The organism is Microcoleus sp. FACHB-831 (assembly GCF_014695585.1).
In the GTDB taxonomy this organism is placed as follows: Bacteria; Cyanobacteriota; Cyanobacteriia; order Cyanobacteriales; family FACHB-T130; genus FACHB-831.
This window is the reverse complement of the sequence record NZ_JACJON010000067.1, coordinates 38,856-59,139: the sequence shown is the minus strand read 5'-3', so window position 1 is coordinate 59,139 and position 20,284 is coordinate 38,856. Positions and strand designations below refer to the sequence as shown.

Below are 20,284 nucleotides of genomic sequence, written 5' to 3'. Positions count from 1 at the left end.
AAGAATTAAACTATATACTTACCAAAGTTTAATTGCTAATTCACGTTAAGCCTGACATAATAGAACATAAGGTTAAATAATTTTTTGTTCCTAGATTTTAGTTACCCTGTTGATTTAGCTAAAGTTTTGGCAGAGCTTAGCCATAAGAAACCAGGTTTTTGTAAACCTGAAATTTAATGCGATCGCACGCATAAACACGGTTTTTCAAGACCGTAAAGGGTAAGTTTTTTGGCAATAGTGCCTCAGAATCCTAGTTTGTAATAAATTTGTTTAAAAACTGACTGAAATGAATACTTTGAATGTAAAAATCTCCCAAGCAGTGCGGTGTCCAAACTGCGGCAGCGAGGCTGAACGTTATTACCTTACCAGCAGCCTTCAGACTAGAACGCAATGCCCAGCCTGCGACTACTTAATGGTTACGTGTTCTAAAACGGGCAGAGTTATTGAAGCCTATGCCCCTGGTATCTACGCCCCCCGATAAAAAATAAAAAGCATTCCCAGGCGGGCGCCTGGGAACGAGGGCAAAAGAAAGAATTTTCTAGCTTGCTTTTTACTTTTTTACTTACTTGCCCGGAGTTGTCCGCAGGCTGCATCAGCTTCCAACCCACGAGAATAGCGGACGCTAACAGCAATATGCTGGTTTTTCAAAGCGGCTACAAAAGCTTGAATACCGTTGGGAGTAGGGCGTTGGTAATCAACTTCCTGAATGGGATTATAGGGAATTAAATTAACGTGACACTGGAAACCGCGCAGATGTCTAGCTAACTCATCGGCGTGTTCCGGACAGTCATTCACTCCAGCCAGGAGGATGTATTCAAAAGAAACGCGACGCCCGGTAAGCTGAACATATTCCCGACATTCTGATATTAAATCATCCAAATCGTAGGCACGGGCGCTAGGAATTAACTGCTTACGCAAGGCTTGATTGGAAGCGTGGAGGCTAACAGCGAGAGTAACTTGCAATTGATGTTCAGCTAGTTCACGGATGCGATCGCGTATACCAACAGTTGATAGCGTCATCATCCGCTGACCGATACCCACATCCTCATTCAAACACTTAATCGCACCCAGAACATTGTCCACATTCAGCAAAGGTTCGCCCATACCCATAAACACAATATGGCTAACCCGGCGCTGGAAATCTTCCTGAACGGTCAACACCTGATCGACAATTTCATGGCGTGCTAAATTCCGAGTAAAACCACCCTTTCCCGTAGCGCAGAAATCGCAAGCCATCGGACAACCTACCTGAGAAGATACGCAAACAGTAAGGCGCTTATCTGTAGGAATACCAACAGCTTCAATAATCTGACCATCAGCCAGACGCAGCAAATATTTTATCGTCCCATCTGGAGCAACAGATCGATAGTGTATAGTTGACCGACAAATCGGAAAATCTGCAACAGACTCGCGCCATTGCTTAGGAAAAACAGTAATATCAGAGAGCGATCGCGCCCCCTTTTGATAAATCCATTGGTGCAATTGTTGTCCGCGATAACCAGGTTGTCCCTGAGACTTTACCCAAGAAGTCAAATCCGCAACAGAACAACCTAACAAAGGACTTGACGAATTACTTTCTTGACGCGATTCTACAGCGATCGCCGCAGTCTCATCAGACTGACTTTGCATAGGGCTAATCATAGCAACTTGAACCTAAAACAATATATACAGAACTGGTGCTATTACCAGCTTATCTTTCCAGCCGCCTAAACGTGTTATGGGGTTTTATTTGGGTTCCACACACCTTGCGTATTAAAACACCGACTTTACTCCTTACCATTACCCACACCTCCCCGAACCTAAAAACATCCTGCACAGCAGATAACCCACATGCGTAGGGGGTCTGGGGGCGGCGCCACGCCCCCAGCAGGGGGTTTGGGGGTCTCCCCCCAAGCCCGGGTTTTTTCATAACTAAATCTAAGTAAGCGAAATATAGCGCGATCGCGCCATTAACCCCCAACCCCCAAATCCCGCATCAGCCGCCTAGCCGCATTGTATCCAGCAGCACCAATAACCGACCCCGCCGGATGACAACCAGCACTCGCCGAATACACACCCTCAATCGGAGTACGATAAGGCAACCTATCAGCAAAACCAAAAGAATTATCAACGTGATGGATATGTCCCCGCGTCAGCCCAAAATGCTGCTCAATTTTCTGCGGATGCAACGCAAACACATCCTCAACTAAATTAGACGTACCGGGGGCAAAGCGATCGCATATCGACAATAAATGCCTAACATAACCATCCTCCTCAACCTCCCAACTCGTCCCCTCCAACTCATAGGGAACCCACTGCACAAATAGCGCCGAATTGTGGTGTCCCTCCGCATCCTGTAAAGACCGATCCACAGTTGTATGAATGTACCATTCAATAGCTGGAAACTTAGGCAATCTTCCCGCCTGCACATCAGCAAAAGTGCTACCCAAAACAGACATAACCTCATCTTCATCAGGTAGCAAATGAATCGTCGTCCCATACTGCCCGCAATCTTCAGGCAAACAACTAAACTTCGGCAACCCCTTCAAACACAAATTAATTTTAAAAGTCGAACCATCCTTCTTATACCCATCCAGCCGCTTATTATAATCAGCAGGCAAATTGCGATCGCCAATCAAATCGCGCATCCGAAACGGGTCAGCATTAACAACAATAGTTGTAGCCTTTAACTCACTACCATCCTTAAAAACAATTCCCCTACTAACACCATCCTCTACTAAAACCTTCATCACCCCGCGCCCAGTCTCAATTCGCGCCCCCGCCTTTCTCGCAGCATCCGCCAGACAACTTGTAACCGTCCCCATTCCACCCTTAACAACCATCCAAGTGCCATCACTACCAGGTAGCCGACACATATTGTGGATGAGAAAATTCATCCCCGTACCAGGAGTATCCCAAGTTCCGTACAGCCCAGAAAAACCATCCGTAACCGCATACATCGCCTTCACAAGGTCACTCTTGAAACCAAACCTGTCAAGATATTCCCCCACCGAATTGCGGCAAAGATTCACAAACACTCCGCGCAACTCTTTTCGCACGTATCGCTCTGCCGTATCCTCAATAGAAAGCGGTTCATCAAGCCAAGTTGGTGCAATATCCTCTCGCAGTTGAGCAATTTCATCCTGTAGCGCCCGATCCGCCTTCCAATCAGAATCCGAAAAAAACGAAGTAAACTGGCGCTGCATCTCCTCAGTATTTGAACCAAATAGTAGATAACGCCGATCGGTCGTCGGTAAAAAATAGTGCGGATCTCTCCTAATCAGCGGAATATTTATATCTAAAATCTTAATAAGCTCTGGAGGCATCAACCCCAGCAAATAAGCACCAGTTGAAGTACCCAGATTTGGCGCTTTGCCAAACGGCTGTTCGGTGCGACAAGCACCACCGATAATATCCTTTTCTTCAACTACCAGAACATCCAGACCATGACGCGCCAGCAGTAACGCCGCCACAAGTCCGTTGTGCCCAGCACCAATAACGATGACATCTACTGAGTTTTTCATCTTATTAAGATTACGTCTAGCTACAATGGTAAGGTTAGAGACTCAATGCCTATAGCTGTCTTACAGCATCCAAACTATGCCTCTTCCTATTGTTGCTATTATCGGACGCCCTAATGTGGGCAAATCTACCATAGTCAATCGCCTGTGCGATGTACAAGATGCCATTGTTCACGACGAACCAGGCGTGACACGCGATCGCACTTATCGACCAGCATTTTGGAACGATCGCGAGTTCGTCGTCGTTGATACTGGCGGCTTAGTGTTTAATGATGACACTGAATTTTTACCCCAGATTCGCGAACAGGCGAAATTAGCACTATCAGAAGCAAGTGCAGCCATATTTGTTGTAGACGGACAAACAGGGCCAAACGCATCAGATGAAGCGATCGCCGAGTGGTTGCGTCAACAAACCGTACCTGTACTGGTGGGAGTCAATAAATGCGAATCGCCAGAACAAGGTTTAGCTCAAGCTGCTCAATTTTGGGAATTAGGATTAGGCGAACCTTTCCCTATTTCGGGAATTCACGGTAACGGTACTGGCGAGTTACTAGATGAACTCGTAACCTTCTTGCCACCCGCAGGCGAAATAGACGAAATAGACGAAATTAAAATCGCTATTGTCGGACGCCCAAACGTAGGCAAATCTAGCTTATTAAACGCCTTCGTTGGCAACAATCGAGCTATTGTCAGCCCAATCTCTGGAACTACCCGCGATGCCATTGATACCGTTATCGAACGCGATGGCAAAACCTACCGCCTGATCGACACCGCCGGGATACGCAAAAAGAAAAACGTTGACTACGGCCCAGAATTCTTCGGCATCAATCGCGCCTTCAAAGCTATACGCCGCGCTAATGTAGTGTTACTGGTATTAGATGCCCTGGATGGCGTTACAGAACAAGACCAAAAATTAGCTGGACGAATTGAAGAAGAAGGTCGCGCCTGCGTAATTGTCGTTAACAAATGGGATGCTGTTGAAAAGGATTCCTATACAATTTATGACCACGAAAAGCTCGTAAAAGACCGGATGCATTTTGTCGATTGGGCAGAGACAATTTTTGTTAGCGCCATGACCGGACAGCGAGTTGAAAAAATTCTGGAATTGGTGAATACAGCAGCAGAACAACACAAACGCCGCGTTACAACTTCTGTGATTAATGAAGTCATAGAAGAAGCAGTTGCATGGAGATCGCCACCCGCTACCCGTCAAGGGCGTCAGGGGAAAATATACTACGGAACTCAGGTAAGCAGCCAACCCCCCGCGATCGCTCTCTTTGTCAACGAACCCAAGCGCTTCAACGATAACTACCGCCGCTACATAGAACGTCAATTTAGACAGCAGCTAGGCTTTAGTGGAACCCCAGTTCGCTTGCTGTGGCGCGGTAAAAAGGTGCGCGAAGTTGAAGGCGGAACCAGAAACAGAGCCACTCGCGTCAAATAATAAAGGCAAAAGTAAAAAGTAAAAAGGCAAAATAACAAATCAAGCTTTTGAGTTTATTTTGCCTTTTTGCTTTCGGATTTTGTCTTGTCGGAGTTCTGCGACTCTGATAATAGTGAATTATGAAAGGCTGTGCCAAGGAAGGAGTCTAGATTATGGATTTGGGATTAAAGCATTGCTCGCCAATTCTAATAGCCCAAAGGGTTGAATAGTGAACTTCCAAGCCAAAATCTAAAATCGTTCACCCCAATCCAAAATCTAAAATCTAAAATCGCCATATGGATCTGCTGCGATCGCTGCCACTAGGACTTTATCTCGAACAACCCATAACTTGGCTGCATCACCTCGACCCCAGAGTAAAATTTGCCTGGTTGATGAGCTTTTTAGCAACCCCCGTCTTAGCCAATCCCGTTTGGCGCCTCGTACTTGCGGCTGTGCTAGTTCTTATTACTTTGAGTGCCTCTATACCGTTGCGCGTGTGGCGTCAGCAAATGGGTTGGCTGCTAATGCTAGCATTTTTCGTCCTAGTCCTGACAGCGATCGCCCCCGACGGAATGCAAGCAGAGCATCAGCCACGCCTACCCTCGTCAGAATTAACATTTCCCCAATCCCCAACTGATGGTAGCGAAAATAAGGGCGAAACAAGGCAGTTAGAAGCTACAGCCAGCCCTGCAAATCAAGGCTCAGATGCTGTAAATTCTGCCTCTACAACCGCCGCGAATGAGCCTTCAAAAACTCAAAAATATTCCTACGTTCTCATACATCAGGGACCGCTCAAGATAACTCGCAAATCCCTAGATATGGCAGTTAGCTTCAGCACTTTGCTGTTTACCCTGATTTACAGCACCAACCTCTACTTACTAACAACTGCTCCAGAAGAAATTACAGCCGGGCTAGAAAGCTTGATGCGACCGCTGCGACGATTTAACGTGCCAGTAACAGAAATTGTCTTGACATTAACTTTATCGCTGCGGTTCATTCCCCTAGTGCTGGAAGAAGTACAAAATCTAGTTCGTTCTGTGTGGACGCGGGCAATCAACTGGAAAAAACTAGGCTTTCGCAAAAGTCTTCAAGTTTGGTTGATAGTCGCTGAACGACTGTTGCAAAACTTATTATTAAGAGCCGAGCAAATGGCTAATGCGATGCAGGTGCGCGGATTTACAAGTCCTAACGAGCATCGGGTGCAGTGGTATCAGTTACGCCTTAAAAATGCTGACTGGATGGCCTTGGTGAGTTTGGCCGTGCTGTGGGGAGCGCGATCGCTCTGGGGTGGAGATCAAACTCCAGGGTTATGAAAGCGCTACAAACTTGGCATTGGCGATCGCTCCCCCTAGAACATCGCACCGGATCTGAAGTTTTCGCCGCCCTATTTCTCAAACCTAACGCGATCGCTACTCTCCTAGAAAGTCCTTACCCTACACCGTCAGAAAGCAGCAACCTGGCTCGTTACTCCATTTGCGCTGGTTCCCCCCGAATATTAGATGGCATCCCGCAAATGTGGACTCCAGCAGTAGGGGAAATTTTTCCCTTCCTGCGCCAATTGCTCCAACGCTCAAAAGAAGGAAAAAGTAATTCTTTTGACTCTTCACCTTTTACTTTTGACTTTCCCTTCACCGGAGGCTGGCTGGGATGGCTGGGGTACGACACCGCCTGGGAAATTGAACGACTTCCCAAATTAAAACCAGATCCGCTACCCTTCCCCGTTGCTTACTGGTACGAACCAGAGTGTTTTGCCGTATTAGATTTTTGCGAGCAAACCCTATGGCTTGCAGCCACCCATCCAGATCAACTAGACCAGTTACAACAACAGCTAGAGCCGCAAAATATCATTCCCAAGCAGAGTATGGGAACGAGCAAAATCCAAAATCCAAAATCTCAGCCTCCGCATTTCTTCACATCCCAAATTGGCTATGAAAGCGCCGTGAGGCAAGCGCAGAAATATATCCAAGCAGGCGATATCTTTCAGACGAATTTATCCCTACGGTTTGCCGCAGACACCACAGCCTCAAGCTGGGATATTTATCAAGCTTTGCAGCAAATTAATCCTTCCCCCTTCGCGAGTTATTGGCAGACACCTTGGGGAGCAGTCATTAGCTGTTCGCCTGAACGACTGGTACAGCTGCAAAACCAACAGGCACAGACGCGACCAATTGCCGGGACGCGATCGCGCGGCACTACCCCAGAAACTGATGCCCAGCAAGCTAGTGACTTGATTGCCAATACCAAAGAAATAGCCGAACATATCATGCTCGTCGATTTAGAGCGTAATGACTTAGGGCGAGTCTGCCAGTGGGGTTCTGTCACGGCAAATGAACTATTTACCATCGAGCGTTACAGCCATGTCATGCACCTCGTCAGCAACGTTAAGGGCACTTTACGCCCGGAGTGCGACGAAATCGACCTGATCCGCGCCCTCTTCCCCGGCGGCACTATTACTGGCTGCCCTAAAGTCCGCTGTATGGAAATTATTGAAGAACTAGAACCCGTGCGTCGCAACTTGTTCTATGGCTCCTGCGGCTATCTCGATCTTCGGGGTAACTTAGATTTGAATATCTTGATCCGCACCCTTTTGTTTACCAATAGTGACAGCGGTGCTACTGTATGGGGTCAAGTCGGAGCCGGAATTGTTGCCGATAGCGACCCCAACCGAGAATGGCACGAGTCTCTCCACAAAGCTCAAGCACAACTTGCAGCACTTAGCAGTTTTAAGTTGTAGGTTTTAAGTTAGTTTTCGTCCAATCCCCAATGCCCAATTACCAGATGATTCAACTGGGAACTGATATCGTTTATATTCCTCGGATTCAAGCGACTTTAGATCGGTTTGGCGATCGCTTCTTGCAGCGCGTCTATACCCCAACTGAACAACACGATTGCGAGTACGCTCATGCTAGAGGCGATCGCAAGCAAAACTTGCTCCCCGACAAAATTATTTCATCCCCACTCCGCCTTTCTATAAATTATCTGGCTGGGCGCTGGGCAGCTAAAGAAGCCGTTGCCAAAGCGCTAGGGACTGGATTTGCGGGAGTTCGCTACACCGATATCGAGATTAGACGCCATATCAGCGGTGCGCCCTCTGTGTATCTTTACGGCGCTGCTGCGGATATTGCATCTGCGTGGGGAGAGTGCCACTGGCAGTTGAGTCTCAGCCACGATCGCGATTATTGTGTCGCTACTGCCTTGCTGGTTTGCTTACCTTCAACTACTCCGCAATAATCGTATTTACAGATGCTTACTATTCCTATGCAGATTTGTCAAACAAACTGATAGAACGAACTGCGAAAGTTCCACAGAAAGTTCGCTTAACTTTTAAGATTGCTATAGCAGTTCTCGTCAAGAGAACGTCCAACTATTTTTTTAAGCCATGGTATGCTAACCATTAAATATTATGATTAACTTTTTCAAACGCAGTGTTTCGTGGATTAATCCCTATTAGGGATAGAATAATCTGTGCAGCCGCATTATCCCTGTGGAGCCAGAATCGAGCTATTATCTGCATAGTTTTACCTGAGTCAGCCCCCTGAGTTTCTGAAGTAAAGTGGCTGTTGCATTCGCATATTATGTGGATGCATTATCGCGGGATGCCGCAGATAAAGGCGGCTCTTCCCCATCCCCCAGCGGGGGATGGGCATTACTTGCGGTGACTCTTCCCAATCCTCCAGCGAGGAATGGGCATTACTTGTGTGGATGTTAATGAGCGAAACCTATTTAAATCACCCAACATTTGGCTTGCTTTACAGAGTCTGCGTGCTGGAAGACAGCCAGGAGTTATTTACCACCCTGTATGCCCAGCGTCTCTTTTTTTTAGTGACGACGGCAGGCACGGGCTTCAAATTTGAACCAATCGGTCGTAGCGATGCACGCCTTATGGTGGAAAACCGCATCCGCTTGCTGCGCCGCACTGGTCAATCTCAGGAGTACGAACAACTTCAAGCCGTTTATCAGCAAACGTTTCAATAAAAGCGCGATCGCGCCTTGTCCCAATGCGTAGGGGTTAATTAGTGTAATTCTTTCTGCCGCTTAATGATGAATGATTAATTAATCATCCAGCGTTCATCGCCCCCTAGTCCCACACTCGTCACAAGTGTAAAATGACCGGAACGATAGCACAGCGCATTGCCCAAATTCGTCAATCTCTACCCCCATCCGTTCGACTAATTGCCGTTACCAAGCAGGCGTCCCTTAACGCCATGCGAGAAGCTTATGCAGCTGGGGTACGCGATTTTGGCGAAAGTCGGATTCAAGAAGCACAAACCAAACAAGCCCAACTACAAGATTTGCCTGACATCACTTGGCATCTAATTGGGCATCTCCAAAGTAATAAAGCCAAAAAAGCCCTAGAACACTTCCAGTGGATTCACGCACTCGACAGCTTAGACCTAGCCCAACGCTTAAATCAGTTGGCTAGCGAACTGGCTGTCTCGCCCTCTGTCTGTCTTCAAGTCAAACTTGTGCCCGATCCTAATAAGTATGGTTGGACAGTCCCCGACCTACTTGCAGATTTACCAGCCCTCAATGAATGCTACAATCTGCAAATTCAAGGTTTGATGACAATTTTACCCCTCGGCCTTGATAGTTCAGAAGCTCTAGCAGTGTTTGAAAGTACCCGCGAATTGGCTGAGAAAATTAGACAGCAAAAGTGGTCTAATATTCAAATGCAGCAGCTATCTATGGGAATGTCAGCAGATTATTCTTTAGCCCTTCAAGCGGGTGCGACCATGGTTAGACTAGGAACAATTATTTTTGGAGAACGGGCAACATGAAACACAATCTACCCCGGCGAGGGCTGGTGAGAAAAAAGGCATAAGCTAATATATTGCAGGGCGACTATATATTAGTATTGTTGTCCTTAAGTATCCGAGCGTTTGCCGCGCGTGTTGTATGAATTTTATGGAGCGTGAGCCGTGAACAGTATTTTTTCCAAGCTACGAGATTTCGTTGGTCTCAACGAACCAGTAGAATACGAGTACGAGTACGAAGAAGAACCCGAAACCTACCAACCTCCCTATCAGGAAGAACCTCCCCAACAACAACCATCAGCAGCGGAGGAAGAACGTAGAAGCCGCCGCAATCGGGAGCGCACAGCTGTTACACCAGAAGTAGGAGTGGGGACAAAACCAATGAATAACGTGATCGGTATGCCCGGAGCTGTCAACGGCGTTTCAGAAGTGATCGTAATGGAGCCGCGTTCGTTTGAAGAAATGCCCCAAGCGATTCAAGCATTGCGCGAACGCAAGTCAGTAGTTTTGAATCTGACGATTATGGACCCGGATCAGGCGCAACGGGCTGTAGATTTTGTCGCAGGTGGGACATACGCTATTGATGGCCACCAAGAGCGAATTGGCGAAAGTATATTCTTATTTACCCCCAGTTGCGTTCAGGTGAGTACGCAGTCTGGCGTTGTTCACGAAGTTACCCAGGCTACAGCGCAACCCCGCACAACCCGTCCAGCTGCTCCCGCTCCCGCGTGGACTCCTGAACCGACGCGGATGGCTCAGTAATGATTTTAGATTTTAGATTTTAGATTGGCCGAAATCCAAAATCTAAAATCCAAAATCCAAAATTTTTTTAAAAGACGGGGGCCGTGTTGTCTGTACAGTTGGGCATGATTGGTGGCGGGGTAATGGGAGAAGCGCTCTTATCTCGCCTAATTGCAAAGCAGGTCTATAAACCTGACGCCGTATTGGTTAGCGATCCCTTGCCTGCACGGCGGGAGTTTTTGGCGCATAAATACGGCGTTGGGGTGACAGATGACAACCGAGCTTTGGCAGCAGCAAGTGAGGTGCTGTTGTTGGCTATTAAACCCCAGGTATTTGATGCGGTTGTCAGTTCTCTTTCTGATGTCCGACCAGGACAACTGGTAATTTCTATTTTGGCTGGTGTTGCGTTAAGCCAGTTGGAATCTGCTTTTGGCTCACAGCCTGCTATTAGGGCGATGCCGAATACTCCGGCAACAGTTGGGGCTGGAATTACTGCGATCGCTCCAGGGACACACGTCCAACCCAGCCATCTGCAACAGGCAAAGGAAATATTCCAAGCCGTCGGCGAAGTTGTTGAAGTGTCGGAAAGCCTGATGGATGCTGTAACTGGACTTTCGGGATCGGGGCCAGGATATGTAGCGATCGCAATCGAAGCATTGACAGATGGCGGAGTATGTGCTGGGTTGCCCAGAGCGATCGCTTATAAGTTAGCTTTGCAAACAGTCTTGGGCACTGCTCAGTTATTGCATGAATCTGGTATGCACCCAGCCGAACTCAAAGACCGCGTGACGAGTCCAGGCGGTACGACTATTGCCGGAATTGCCCAGATGGAACGTGCGGGTTTGCGATCTGCCCTGATTGAGGGGGTTGTAGCTGCGTCAAAGCGATCTAAGGAGCTTGGCAGCTAGTTTGGTGGGCAATGCCCACCAATTTAAAATATTTAACTGGTGACTTGCGACTCTTCTTGTTGTGCTAGTTTTTGTCCCAGTTGCGGTTCAGTTCCGGCGAGCAGGCGTTGGATGTTGGTGCGGTGACGCCAAATAACGTAGCTGCCAGCAGCGATCGCAAATATTAGGTAAGGCAGCGGTTGTTTGAGGAAAATCATCAGCAGCGAGACTGCGATCGCTCCTGCAATAGAACTAAGCGAGACAATCCGGGAAATTGCCAGAAATAAACTAAAAACTCCCAACGTTCCCAAGCCTACAGGTAAAGACATTGCCAGCAAGACTCCCAAACCTGTAGCTACAGATTTACCGCCGCTGAAGTTAAGCCAAATTGATTTACTGTGACCTAGTAGCGCGGCAAATGCCGCTCCCGCTACAAGCCAGGGTTGCCACGAAGCAGGCAGAATGGGAGTTGGGGCAAAAGTATAGAAAGCGTTAACGAGGGCGATCGCGCCTACACCTTTGAGCAAATCAACCAGTAAAACCACTACGGCTGGCCCTTTCCCCAACGTTCTCAGCACATTAGTTGCACCAGTGGAGCCAGAACCCTCAGCCCGAATATCAATGCCCTTGAGCATTCGTCCTGCAAGATAACCAGTGGGAAAGGAGCCTAGCAGATAGGCTGTTATTAATAATGCCCCAGTTATTAAAGTTAGCTCTACACTTTTGTTCATGGGTAATAGGTAATAGAGAATGCGTAATTGGTAAAGGCCAATAGGAAATGGCGAATGGGAATCGTAAAACATACAATTCCCAATGCCCAATTACCAATTACTACTATTGAACCTTTCAGCTGCGGCCATTTGCTGAGGATCGGGGGCAAAAGCTAACCACATAGGAAATTGCAGCAAGGACAGGCTGATTTTGTCTTCTGTCTCGTCAATGATAATTAGCGGCAAATCGCCTTCGGTTACCAGTCGGTCTGCTTTTAACACCAGAGCTTCCGCCGACTCGAACAAGACAACACCGCGATCTGGGCCAAACTCGCTGCGGGAAATACCCAGACAATCTTGCAAACCGCGCCGCCATTCGCCCAGGCGTTCTGGGGAATTAGCGAGGATGAGAGCGCGGACGCGATCGCCATACAGCGTCGATAAAACCGAGATAACAGCAGAACTGATCAAGATATTTTGCAAGCGGCTGCCCATCGTTCGCAACGCTCCGCGACCCCCTTGGGTGAAAAACCAGTTAGAGACTCGCTCCGCGTGGACTGGTTCAAACGTGCGTCGGAGTTGCCAAGGGGGGCCGTAATAATCAGGACGCGAACGATATTGGTCCAGTAAACCGCGAATTTGCTTCGCCGTCGATTGAAACCCCTGTTCTGCGAATTTAGGCTGAATCTGCTGCTTAGTCGGTGGCGGAGCTTCCTCCACTACAGGCTTTTGTTGGGGTTCGGGCACTTTTACCAGATCCAACTGTTCGGCTGAAGCGGCCAAATCTTGCAAGCTACCGACTAGATAATCTTTAAAACCCTGGACTCGAATCGCCAGCTCTTGGGAAGTTCCGGCAAAAGTCCGCTTCATTTCATCGCGGATGCGTTCCCGGCGCCGTTCCAGTTGTTCTACAGCAATTTGGAGCGCTTGCTTGCGTTGCTCCATATCGCTCAAAGCTTCTTGCACCAAACGTCCCATAGCCGCTTGGGTTTGAGTCAACTGCTCTTGCAGCATTTTAGCTTGGGCAGCTTGGAGTGTGGCGATTTCTTGCCTCAACGCTTGCTCTTGGCGCTGTAGTTCTGCCACGCGCTGCTCTAATTCGGCTTCCTGTTGTGATGCCTGCTCTTGATGCTGTATTTCAGCCACTACTTGCTCTAACTCAGCTACCGCATTCTCATCTTCCTCGGCTGCTGGTTCTATTGCAGTCGGTTCAACGGTGGCATCAGTAGTTTCTATGTCGGTTGTTTGGTTGATATTTAGCTCTGCCGCTGGTTCAATGGCAGCAAGTGGCTCCTCTAAATTTTGGGATGCCTCAACAGGTGGCTCTTGCTCTGGCTGCCGATCTTGGTTTTGGTGTTCGTCTGAATTCATTTAATAACTAACAACTAACAACTAACAGCTAACCACTCAGCACTCAACACTCAAGACGCAATTTATTGCCTCTCTACAACTCTGCACTATATCTTGGGACAGCGTTGCTCTAAGCAGGTTTGTAGAGTTTTTGGGTCGAACAGAATTGGCAGGAAGTGGATGCTGTTGATTTCTTTAAAATAGAACAGAATAGGCACAACAGGCCAAAAAATCCGCCAGTTTTGCCATTCCTGGTAAGGAAAGCGCCGAATTAAGGATTGAGAGCGGTAGATATCCAATGCTGTTTCTGTGAATTGCAGGCGGATGGTTGCCGCTTGGAACAAGAGGAATAAACCGAAAGCACCGATCGCGAAACTTAACCAGGGTTGCACCAGCAGCAACGGGATGGCTGCGATCGCCAACGCTAAAGGCAGCGTGTAGCTGGGTTTTAACTCAATTGTTCCTTGGGATGCAGAAGATGACGCCGCAGTAGCCACGATCCTTCAATTCCTTTTGGTAAACTATTCTCACTCTTTTATTGTAAAGGTTCTACACATACCAACCCCTACACTTGCTCAACTACTAACAACTCATATTAGAGACCTTTGAGAACAGCGCTGCCAGTTCCGTTAAACATTGCCCAAGTCAAGAAAAAGTTGACAATAAAGATCGCTAGTAGAGACGTGACGACCGCAGTAGTGGTTGATTGACCAACTCCCTTGGCTCCTCCTGTTGTTGTTAACCCCCAGCTACAACCAATTACAGCAATCAACGCCCCAAAGCAAAAACCCTTAATCGCCGCGGTACATAAATCCCAGACATCTAAGAAGTTACGGGCAGAATCGAGAAATACGTTTTGAGAAATACTGTATAAAGCTGTAGAAACCAACAGCCCTCCCAGCATGCCTGTAATAATCGACAAAATTGTTAAAATCGGCAGCATCAAGCAGCAAGCAATGACGCGGGGAATGACCAGGTAATCAATTGGGTCGGTTCTGAGTATATATAGGGCGTCGATTTGCTCTGTAACCTGCATGGTGCCGATTTCAGCAGCAAACGCCGAACCAACTCGCCCAGCTAAAACTACGGCGGTGAGGACTGGTGCGAGTTCTCGGGTTAATGAAAGTGCCAGAACGCCCCCTACTGCATTACCTGCACCCAAGTTAAGAAACTCTCGCGCCACTTGAATGGTGAAGACCATGCCCACAAAAGCGGCAGTTATTAGGGCAATGCTCAGCGATTCTGGGCCAACTGATGCCATTTGGTCAAGGGTGTTGCGGCGGTGAATTTTGCGCTTCAAAAATATGTGAACGAGTACCTGCCCGCCCAAAAACATCGCTGCCAGCAATCGCTGACTCCATAACCCTAAGCTGGAATTGGAACTAAATTCGCTCACTATGTAATGCTGACTCCAAACCTGGCTAAAGGATAACCGACTTTTGCACTACTAATTGGGGATTTTTGAATTCTAACCAACCATAAGTTTATAGGGAGTCCTGCTGTTGCAGATGGGTAAGGACTTTGTTGGGTAAAACTAAGTAAGTTGGTCAACTAAGGCGGCGGGGGAAGCGATCGCGTATCCTTTTTCCTTGGGGTGACGGTTGCGTAATTGTCCACTGCGATCAATTCTCCGATAGCGATCGCTACCTTATCACCAGCGGCTCAAATCCTTATCCCCAAAGCATTAGCAACGATATTACCCCTTAGAGGACAACAAGCATAGATGACTTAATTTTCCTGTCGCCTGATATAGTGACACATCATCTGGCACGAGGCTTATGAGAATTTTTTATTTTAAAAATATAGAACAAGAACAAATGTGTCTACAGAGAGCCGCAAAGTCATGCAAAAAGATATAAACCTACCAATGATAGCCGTTATTAACGATTTAGATGCTCTCATTGTCGAAATAGACGAAAATCCCCACCTCTCTTCCTGGGTTGTGCGTCTGGTACTCAAGTCAATTAAAGATAAAGCGCGGCAACTCGCTACTGCACCTGTACCTCAACCAGCTTACCTAAACTCTACAGCTGCTAACGACTCATTCGAGAACGCACCCAATATCGTCAACCCAAAAACCCAAACTTTACGGCGGGTGCTATAGACTTAGAGCGATCGCTCCAACAATGCCATCAAAATTTCCACAATCGGCACTAAAGTCATTTTTGCCAAAAGTGTGCCAGTTACCCAAGCAATGCCATTTTCCTCTTAGTTTGTTTCCGACTGAAAAATGCCTGTTAACTACGCTAAATTCTTATGGCACTTGGGTACAATAATTCACTTATCTAAGATGTTATGAGCTAAGTTTCTTCTCGCAAAAAAGTTTGCGCCCGCAGGACGATCAATATTTGCCTGCGCTGATGATATTCGGCAAATTCTGGATGATTAAATATCCAAAAATCAGGCATTGGAGTCTCAAGCGATGATATATCTTGGGGTGATATATTCCCTAAAAGTTCGTTGAATAAAGGAATGCGGCGCTTGGCGTAGCGCTCTGTAAAGCTCATGTATTCTGCTAGTTCTAATAAAGTTTGGGGATGATAGGTTTTGCTCAAATGCGCTTCTTGCCGGAAGGTGTTTAACGCCTCCATATAAAATCCCTGCAAAAAATCTTCGAGCCTTGTTAGTTGAGCTTGTTCGCTCAAGTGCCTTAGCCAGATAGTGAAATAAACAGAAACAAGCCCGCCTAAAGTGTTATTTAATTGCACCCGACCTTGGCAAGAACCCAATTTGTAATAGCGCAAACATTGCTGTAAACGATGCTGAGCTAGCAAAGTTGCCCAAGTTTCCATCTCACCGGAAGCGATTATGCGATCGCTTCCAGTGCAGATTTCCATAACTTCTGTAGCTAAACGCTCTGCTACGTCCCGGCAGTTCTGCTTTTTCACACGAGTAGACTGCTGTAGTTCGCTCAACAGCAGTTGAAATATCGTGTCCATACCCTTGGCAGCTCTCCCTTACAGATGTGGTTAGCCCACCCCACCAAAGCCCACACCCAACATGGCTATGCGTCAAATCGGCGTGTGAGGTTGGTTTGGCTGTCTTTGTTCAAGGTGCTACCAGCCGATACAGAGTTTGTACTAAGTCATCCGGAAAAAAAGTATTTTTAACGCAGCTTATTTTATTAACCGATAAATGCGAATGTCTGGTTCACCTACTACTAAACCGTTGAGTTTTTTACCAGCCTCATGGATATGCGCTGACGCAAGATGCACCTGTAATAACGCATCATTCTCCCACTCCTCAACAAATGTAAAATCCCTCGGCTCTTGTTGATTCTGCAAAAGTTCGTAGCTGATACAACCTTGCTCTTGGCGCGTCGGCTCAATTATGTGGAGCAAAATGGATTTTACTTGTTCTACTTTGTCGGGAAGTGCCACAACACGAGCCACAACTCGAACTGTTGTTTCAGACATTGCCTTTTTATCCATAACTCATCGTTATCTATTTTGATGGCAGCAAAACCTGTTCCGTAAATATCATTTGCTGAATGCATGGCTAGTTCGCTGCAATATCCCCAAGGAACTCGATGAGTGCTGTTGCAGTATCATCGCGCCCAACGGTTTGTTACTGCTTTGCTTCGAGCAGCGTCATATACCCGTGTATTGCCTTTATTGCAACATTGTTGTAACTACTCTTAATATCCATTCAGTAACAAAGTTGAGTAAAATGAATTTTCCTCGAAACTGTAAACTTTCCTAGCGTTGGCTAGTTTAAATTTTTAAACGCTATATATAGCAGGCATATAATAAAAAAGCGCTATATGTGGACGGTAACAGTAAAATCTGAGTAATCCCTGCTCTAAAAAGGGCAAAATAATCTGAGATATAGTTACGGACTTTAACCAAGATTCTTAATGTTGTTTTAAGATTTCTGACATATTTACCCACGAGGAGCGATCGCGCCTATTGTAGAAGTTGTCAAGGATTGTTGTCACAGACCTTTCTTAGTCCTCTCTCTAGTGCAGCCCTGCTCATGATTTTCTTTCCTACCTTTCTCCGTTCCCTACTGCTGACAAGCCTGCTGAGCTTTTCAGCCCCTATGGTGTTAATAGCCGCTTTGTTGGCAAGCCTGTCGCTACTAACTTACATTCCCGTCATAGAAGCGATCGCGCAAATTGCCGCAACGCAGATTATGCAGTTCCTCGCAGTCTTCGGTAGTGGGTGTCCCCTACAAGGAAGCCTAGTTATTGGCTTCACCTGTAGCCTAGTAGGAGCTATGTTTAACACCTACGCCTTGTACAACTATCAACACCTGCGCGGTAATGGGCGCCCTTGTTAACCCTATCTTTGCGCTTTCTTGCGCCATTTAAAGTTTTAAAAGCTATATCCAAAAACAACCGAAAACCCTAATCTCATTTATTGTGATGGGGTTAATTCGTCGCCTTAAACTTCAAACTATTGATTGATGAACAAGGGTTTTAGCCTTTGATATTGTGATATTGGACATACGAGCGCATGTCTAAATATATTTATCGGTGAAGAAATGACAGATGAACATTTAGAAGCTATCCGTCAGCGGAACGAGAGAAGAAAAGAAGTTAAAGGTGCAGCCGTTGGCTCTAGCGGCGGTTCTACTCACATAGAACCAGACGATCGTTCTCCTAATAATAGCAAGGTTATATATATTCAGCGGGTTCCTAAAGAAAAAGTTCAGTATTTCCAGGAACTTTATGCCAGCAACATGGATAAAGATCTGGGAGCGGAGACAGATGTTGACTTGCTTTTGGCTGAAGTGAAACGCCTGCGAGGAATGCTGGTTCACCAAGCCGAAAGTTGAGATAGCTTTGCGGGCTGATTACCGCCAAAGTATAAAGATTTATAAAATAATACAACACTTAGGGATAACCGATCGGTTATAGGGATGCCACCCGCACTGGCAAAGGTAGAGGGTAAAAGCCAAGATTGACAAAACTAATTTTGTTGGTTTTTCCTAAAACCCAAATTTGCAAAAGGCGAATACAGTGGCTCAAGTAATAGGTATTGATTTAGGCGCGACAAATGCCTGTGTTGCAGTGATGAAAGACAGAACTCCTGCCGTCATTGCTAACGCTGAAGGATATAGCATAACTCCTTGTGTTGTGGCTTATGGGAGGAATGGCGATCGCTTGGTTGGTCAAATTGCTAAACGCCAAGCACTGATGAATCCTGACAACACTTTCCACTCAGTTAAACGCTTCATCGGGCGCAAATATGATGAAGTTATCGACGCAGCCGAACAAGTTTCGTACCAAGTTTTGCCCGATAGCAACGGAGGAGTTAAACTCAACTGTCCCATATTAGACCAAGAATTTACCCCAGAAGAAATTACTGCCCAAATTCTGCGTAAACTTGCCGACACTGCCAACAAATATTTGGGAGAAGAAGTTACCCAAGTGGTGCTTACCGTTCCTCCTTACTTTAACGACTCCCAGCGACAAGCCACCAAAGATGCTGGCAAACTGGCGGGTTTGGAAGTCCTCCGCATCATTAACCAACCAACTGCTGCCTGTCTCGTCTACGAACTAGAAAGAAGAAGCAACGAAACCATTCTCGTATTCGATCTTGGTGGTAGCACTTTGGATGTCACCATCTTGGACGTTGGCGATGGTGTATTTGAAGTCTTGGCTACAAGCAGCGAACCTTACCTTGGTGGCAACGATTTCGACAAAAAGATTGTAGATTGGCTTGCTGCTGAATTCCAGCGCATTGAAGGCATTGATTTGCGGAATGATAAGCAAGCTTTGCAGCGGCTAACTGAAGCTGCGGAAAAAGCAAAAATTGAGCTTTCCAGCGTTACCCAAGCAGAGATTAACCTCCCCTTCATTACTGCAACTCAGGATGGCCCAAAGCACATAGACACAACCCTCACTGTAACTCAATTTGAGAAAATGTGTTCGGAGTTGATAGAACGCTGTCGCATCCAAATAGAAAACGCAATTCGGGATGCAAGAATAGACAAAAGCGCGATTGATGAAGTCGTACTGGTTGGTGGTTCCACCCGTATTCCGGCTGTGAAAGAATTCGTGCGATCGCTGACAGGAAAAGAACCCTATCAAAGCATTAATCCCGACGAAGTTGGATCAGTCGGCGCAGCTATCCAAGCTAGTGTTCTGGGTGATGGCTGGACGAGCTTTTGTTGTGTTTCGTGGGATTACACTTACCTGTCATTAGGCATCGAAACTTTAGATGGCGCTATGACGACTATGATTCCCCGCCATAGCATTATCCCTACCAAAAAATCTGAAATTTTCTCTACTGCAACTGATGGGCAGACGAGTATAGAAATCCACGTTTTGCAAGGGGAGCGGTTGTTTGCAAAGGACAATAAGAGCTTAGGTACTCTCCGCCTCAACGGGATTTTTCCGGCTCCAAAGGGTGTGCCACAAATCGAAGTTACTTTCGAGATTGATGCTAATGGTATTCTAACGGTTTCGGCTAAGGATATAGCCACGGAACAAGAGCGATCGCTTACGATTAATAGCCTCTTTGTTGAGCAGAAAGAACTTGAACAAATGTTGAAGGATGCGGAAAAGTATTACCAAGAAGATATAAAATTAAGCGAACCAATTGAAGCTAGAAAAATGGCTGCATCTTTAGTTGTCCAGACTGAACGGCAACTAACGGAACTGGGTAAGAAGGCGTCTGAGGCTGACAAGATTTGGATTGAAGAATTGCTGAAAAATTTGCGGGAAACGATAGCAAAGCCCGACTCTGCAAACGATTCGCTTGCGGTTTTAGCTCTTGGTGGTAAGTTGTTGAGCAATAAAACCCAACCAGTTCTGATGCAAATGGGTAGCCCTATCTATGCTTTAACTGGAGCGCCTAAAACGGGGAATTAGCTACTAACTGAATATTTGTTAATAGGAGGAGCGATCGCTTTATTTTGTAGAGAGCGATCGCTTTTAATCTATATTTTTTAACTAAACAACTTTATTTTA

At 46.6% G+C, this 20,284-nt stretch carries 20 protein-coding genes; 12 read left to right on the top strand and 8 right to left on the bottom strand.

What is annotated here, in order from left to right; all coding sequences use genetic code 11:
- Positions 1-558: 558 nt before the first annotated feature.
- Both rlmN and H6F77_RS19035 read right to left on the bottom strand, forming a co-directional pair.
- Entirely contained in the window at positions 559-1,629 is a 1,071-nt protein-coding gene (gene rlmN / locus H6F77_RS19040) for a dual-specificity RNA methyltransferase RlmN (protein ID WP_190490124.1), read from the bottom strand.
- 320 nt (positions 1,630-1,949) lie between these two features.
- Positions 1,950-3,503, bottom strand: coding sequence for a phytoene desaturase family protein (locus H6F77_RS19035; protein WP_190490123.1), 1,554 nt, complete (start codon positions 3,501-3,503; stop codon positions 1,950-1,952).
- A gap of 76 nt (positions 3,504-3,579) precedes the next feature.
- Between H6F77_RS19035 and der the strand changes: the two genes are divergently transcribed.
- The 8 genes from der (at position 3,580) to proC (ending at position 11,326) form a co-directional block, all read left to right on the top strand.
- Positions 3,580-4,944 (top strand): ribosome biogenesis GTPase Der, encoded by a 1,365-nt coding sequence (der, locus tag H6F77_RS19030; RefSeq protein ID WP_190490122.1) that lies wholly within the window; start codon positions 3,580-3,582, stop codon positions 4,942-4,944.
- A 275-nt stretch (positions 4,945-5,219) separates the two neighbouring features.
- Positions 5,220-6,236 (top strand): energy-coupling factor transporter transmembrane component T family protein, encoded by a 1,017-nt coding sequence (locus H6F77_RS19025; protein WP_190490121.1) that lies wholly within the window; start codon positions 5,220-5,222, stop codon positions 6,234-6,236.
- A complete protein-coding gene (locus H6F77_RS19020; protein WP_190490120.1) occupies positions 6,233-7,657 on the top strand; it encodes an anthranilate synthase component I in 1,425 nt (474 codons plus the stop codon). The genes H6F77_RS19025 and H6F77_RS19020 overlap by 4 nt, the downstream gene beginning before the upstream one ends.
- Positions 7,658-7,686: 29 nt before the next feature.
- Positions 7,687-8,154, top strand: coding sequence for a holo-ACP synthase (acpS, locus tag H6F77_RS19015; RefSeq protein ID WP_242022324.1), 468 nt, complete (start codon positions 7,687-7,689; stop codon positions 8,152-8,154).
- A 471-nt stretch (positions 8,155-8,625) separates the two neighbouring features.
- Complete coding sequence (gene pipX, locus H6F77_RS19010) at positions 8,626-8,898, top strand: transcriptional coactivator PipX (protein ID WP_199321436.1); 273 nt, start codon at positions 8,626-8,628, stop codon at positions 8,896-8,898.
- Positions 8,899-9,029: 131 nt separating this feature from the next.
- Positions 9,030-9,701, top strand: a complete 672-nt coding sequence (locus H6F77_RS19005; RefSeq protein WP_190490119.1) for a YggS family pyridoxal phosphate-dependent enzyme — start codon at positions 9,030-9,032, stop codon at positions 9,699-9,701.
- A 141-nt stretch (positions 9,702-9,842) separates the two neighbouring features.
- Positions 9,843-10,439 (top strand): cell division protein SepF, encoded by a 597-nt coding sequence (locus H6F77_RS19000; protein ID WP_190490118.1) that lies wholly within the window; start codon positions 9,843-9,845, stop codon positions 10,437-10,439.
- A 104-nt stretch (positions 10,440-10,543) separates the two neighbouring features.
- Entirely contained in the window at positions 10,544-11,326 is a 783-nt protein-coding gene (gene proC, locus H6F77_RS18995) for a pyrroline-5-carboxylate reductase (protein ID WP_199321435.1), read from the top strand.
- A 32-nt stretch (positions 11,327-11,358) separates the two neighbouring features.
- On the opposite strand, the gene plsY is transcribed toward proC, so the two are convergent.
- From plsY to H6F77_RS18975, 4 genes are all read right to left on the bottom strand, one after another.
- Positions 11,359-12,036 carry a glycerol-3-phosphate 1-O-acyltransferase PlsY gene (plsY, locus tag H6F77_RS18990; RefSeq protein ID WP_190490117.1) on the bottom strand — a complete coding sequence of 226 codons (678 nt, stop codon included), beginning with the start codon at positions 12,034-12,036 and terminating at the stop codon, positions 11,359-11,361.
- Between the two features lie 90 nt (positions 12,037-12,126).
- Complete coding sequence (locus tag H6F77_RS18985; protein ID WP_190490116.1) at positions 12,127-13,386, bottom strand: DUF3086 domain-containing protein; 1,260 nt, start codon at positions 13,384-13,386, stop codon at positions 12,127-12,129.
- Positions 13,387-13,472: 86 nt separating this feature from the next.
- Positions 13,473-13,862, bottom strand: coding sequence for a DUF3119 family protein (locus tag H6F77_RS18980; protein WP_190490115.1), 390 nt, complete (start codon positions 13,860-13,862; stop codon positions 13,473-13,475).
- A 98-nt stretch (positions 13,863-13,960) separates the two neighbouring features.
- Positions 13,961-14,761 (bottom strand): MlaE family lipid ABC transporter permease subunit, encoded by an 801-nt coding sequence (locus H6F77_RS18975; RefSeq protein WP_190490114.1) that lies wholly within the window; start codon positions 14,759-14,761, stop codon positions 13,961-13,963.
- A gap of 447 nt (positions 14,762-15,208) precedes the next feature.
- Between H6F77_RS18975 and H6F77_RS18970 the strand changes: the two genes are divergently transcribed.
- On the top strand, positions 15,209-15,469 hold the full coding sequence (locus H6F77_RS18970; RefSeq protein WP_190490113.1) for a hypothetical protein: 261 nt from the start codon (positions 15,209-15,211) through the stop codon (positions 15,467-15,469).
- A gap of 196 nt (positions 15,470-15,665) precedes the next feature.
- Here the strand turns inward: H6F77_RS18970 and H6F77_RS18965 are convergent, their stop codons facing one another.
- Both H6F77_RS18965 and H6F77_RS18960 read right to left on the bottom strand, forming a co-directional pair.
- A complete protein-coding gene (locus H6F77_RS18965; protein ID WP_190490112.1) occupies positions 15,666-16,304 on the bottom strand; it encodes a hypothetical protein in 639 nt (212 codons plus the stop codon).
- A 177-nt stretch (positions 16,305-16,481) separates the two neighbouring features.
- On the bottom strand, positions 16,482-16,796 hold the full coding sequence (locus tag H6F77_RS18960) for a putative quinol monooxygenase (protein ID WP_242022321.1): 315 nt from the start codon (positions 16,794-16,796) through the stop codon (positions 16,482-16,484).
- 544 nt (positions 16,797-17,340) lie between these two features.
- Between H6F77_RS18960 and H6F77_RS18955 the strand changes: the two genes are divergently transcribed.
- From H6F77_RS18955 to dnaK, 3 genes are all read left to right on the top strand, one after another.
- Positions 17,341-17,646 carry a hypothetical protein gene (locus tag H6F77_RS18955; protein WP_190490110.1) on the top strand — a complete coding sequence of 102 codons (306 nt, stop codon included), beginning with the start codon at positions 17,341-17,343 and terminating at the stop codon, positions 17,644-17,646.
- 204 nt (positions 17,647-17,850) lie between these two features.
- Complete coding sequence (locus H6F77_RS18950; protein ID WP_190490109.1) at positions 17,851-18,144, top strand: hypothetical protein; 294 nt, start codon at positions 17,851-17,853, stop codon at positions 18,142-18,144.
- Between the two features lie 184 nt (positions 18,145-18,328).
- Positions 18,329-20,185, top strand: a complete 1,857-nt coding sequence (gene dnaK, locus H6F77_RS18945) for a molecular chaperone DnaK (RefSeq protein WP_190490108.1) — start codon at positions 18,329-18,331, stop codon at positions 20,183-20,185.
- Positions 20,186-20,284 lie beyond the last annotated feature (99 nt).

Coding starts and splice junctions, on each gene's coding strand:
- rlmN (WP_190490124.1), bottom strand. CDS start 1,629: ATGCAAAGTCAGTCTGATGAGACTGCGGCGATCGCTGTAGAATCGCGT.
- H6F77_RS19035 (WP_190490123.1), bottom strand. CDS start 3,503: ATGAAAAACTCAGTAGATGTCATCGTTATTGGTGCTGGGCACAACGGA.
- der (WP_190490122.1), top strand. CDS start 3,580: ATGCCTCTTCCTATTGTTGCTATTATCGGACGCCCTAATGTGGGCAAA.
- H6F77_RS19025 (WP_190490121.1), top strand. CDS start 5,220: ATGGATCTGCTGCGATCGCTGCCACTAGGACTTTATCTCGAACAACCC.
- H6F77_RS19020 (WP_190490120.1), top strand. CDS start 6,233: ATGAAAGCGCTACAAACTTGGCATTGGCGATCGCTCCCCCTAGAACAT.
- acpS (WP_242022324.1), top strand. CDS start 7,687: ATGCCCAATTACCAGATGATTCAACTGGGAACTGATATCGTTTATATT.
- pipX (WP_199321436.1), top strand. CDS start 8,626: ATGTTAATGAGCGAAACCTATTTAAATCACCCAACATTTGGCTTGCTT.
- H6F77_RS19005 (WP_190490119.1), top strand. CDS start 9,030: ATGACCGGAACGATAGCACAGCGCATTGCCCAAATTCGTCAATCTCTA.
- proC (WP_199321435.1), top strand. CDS start 10,544: ATGATTGGTGGCGGGGTAATGGGAGAAGCGCTCTTATCTCGCCTAATT.
- plsY (WP_190490117.1), bottom strand. CDS start 12,036: ATGAACAAAAGTGTAGAGCTAACTTTAATAACTGGGGCATTATTAATA.
- H6F77_RS18985 (WP_190490116.1), bottom strand. CDS start 13,386: ATGAATTCAGACGAACACCAAAACCAAGATCGGCAGCCAGAGCAAGAG.
- H6F77_RS18970 (WP_190490113.1), top strand. CDS start 15,209: ATGCAAAAAGATATAAACCTACCAATGATAGCCGTTATTAACGATTTA.
- H6F77_RS18965 (WP_190490112.1), bottom strand. CDS start 16,304: ATGGACACGATATTTCAACTGCTGTTGAGCGAACTACAGCAGTCTACT.
- H6F77_RS18960 (WP_242022321.1), bottom strand. CDS start 16,796: ATGGATAAAAAGGCAATGTCTGAAACAACAGTTCGAGTTGTGGCTCGT.
- H6F77_RS18955 (WP_190490110.1), top strand. CDS start 17,341: ATGATTTTCTTTCCTACCTTTCTCCGTTCCCTACTGCTGACAAGCCTG.
- H6F77_RS18950 (WP_190490109.1), top strand. CDS start 17,851: ATGACAGATGAACATTTAGAAGCTATCCGTCAGCGGAACGAGAGAAGA.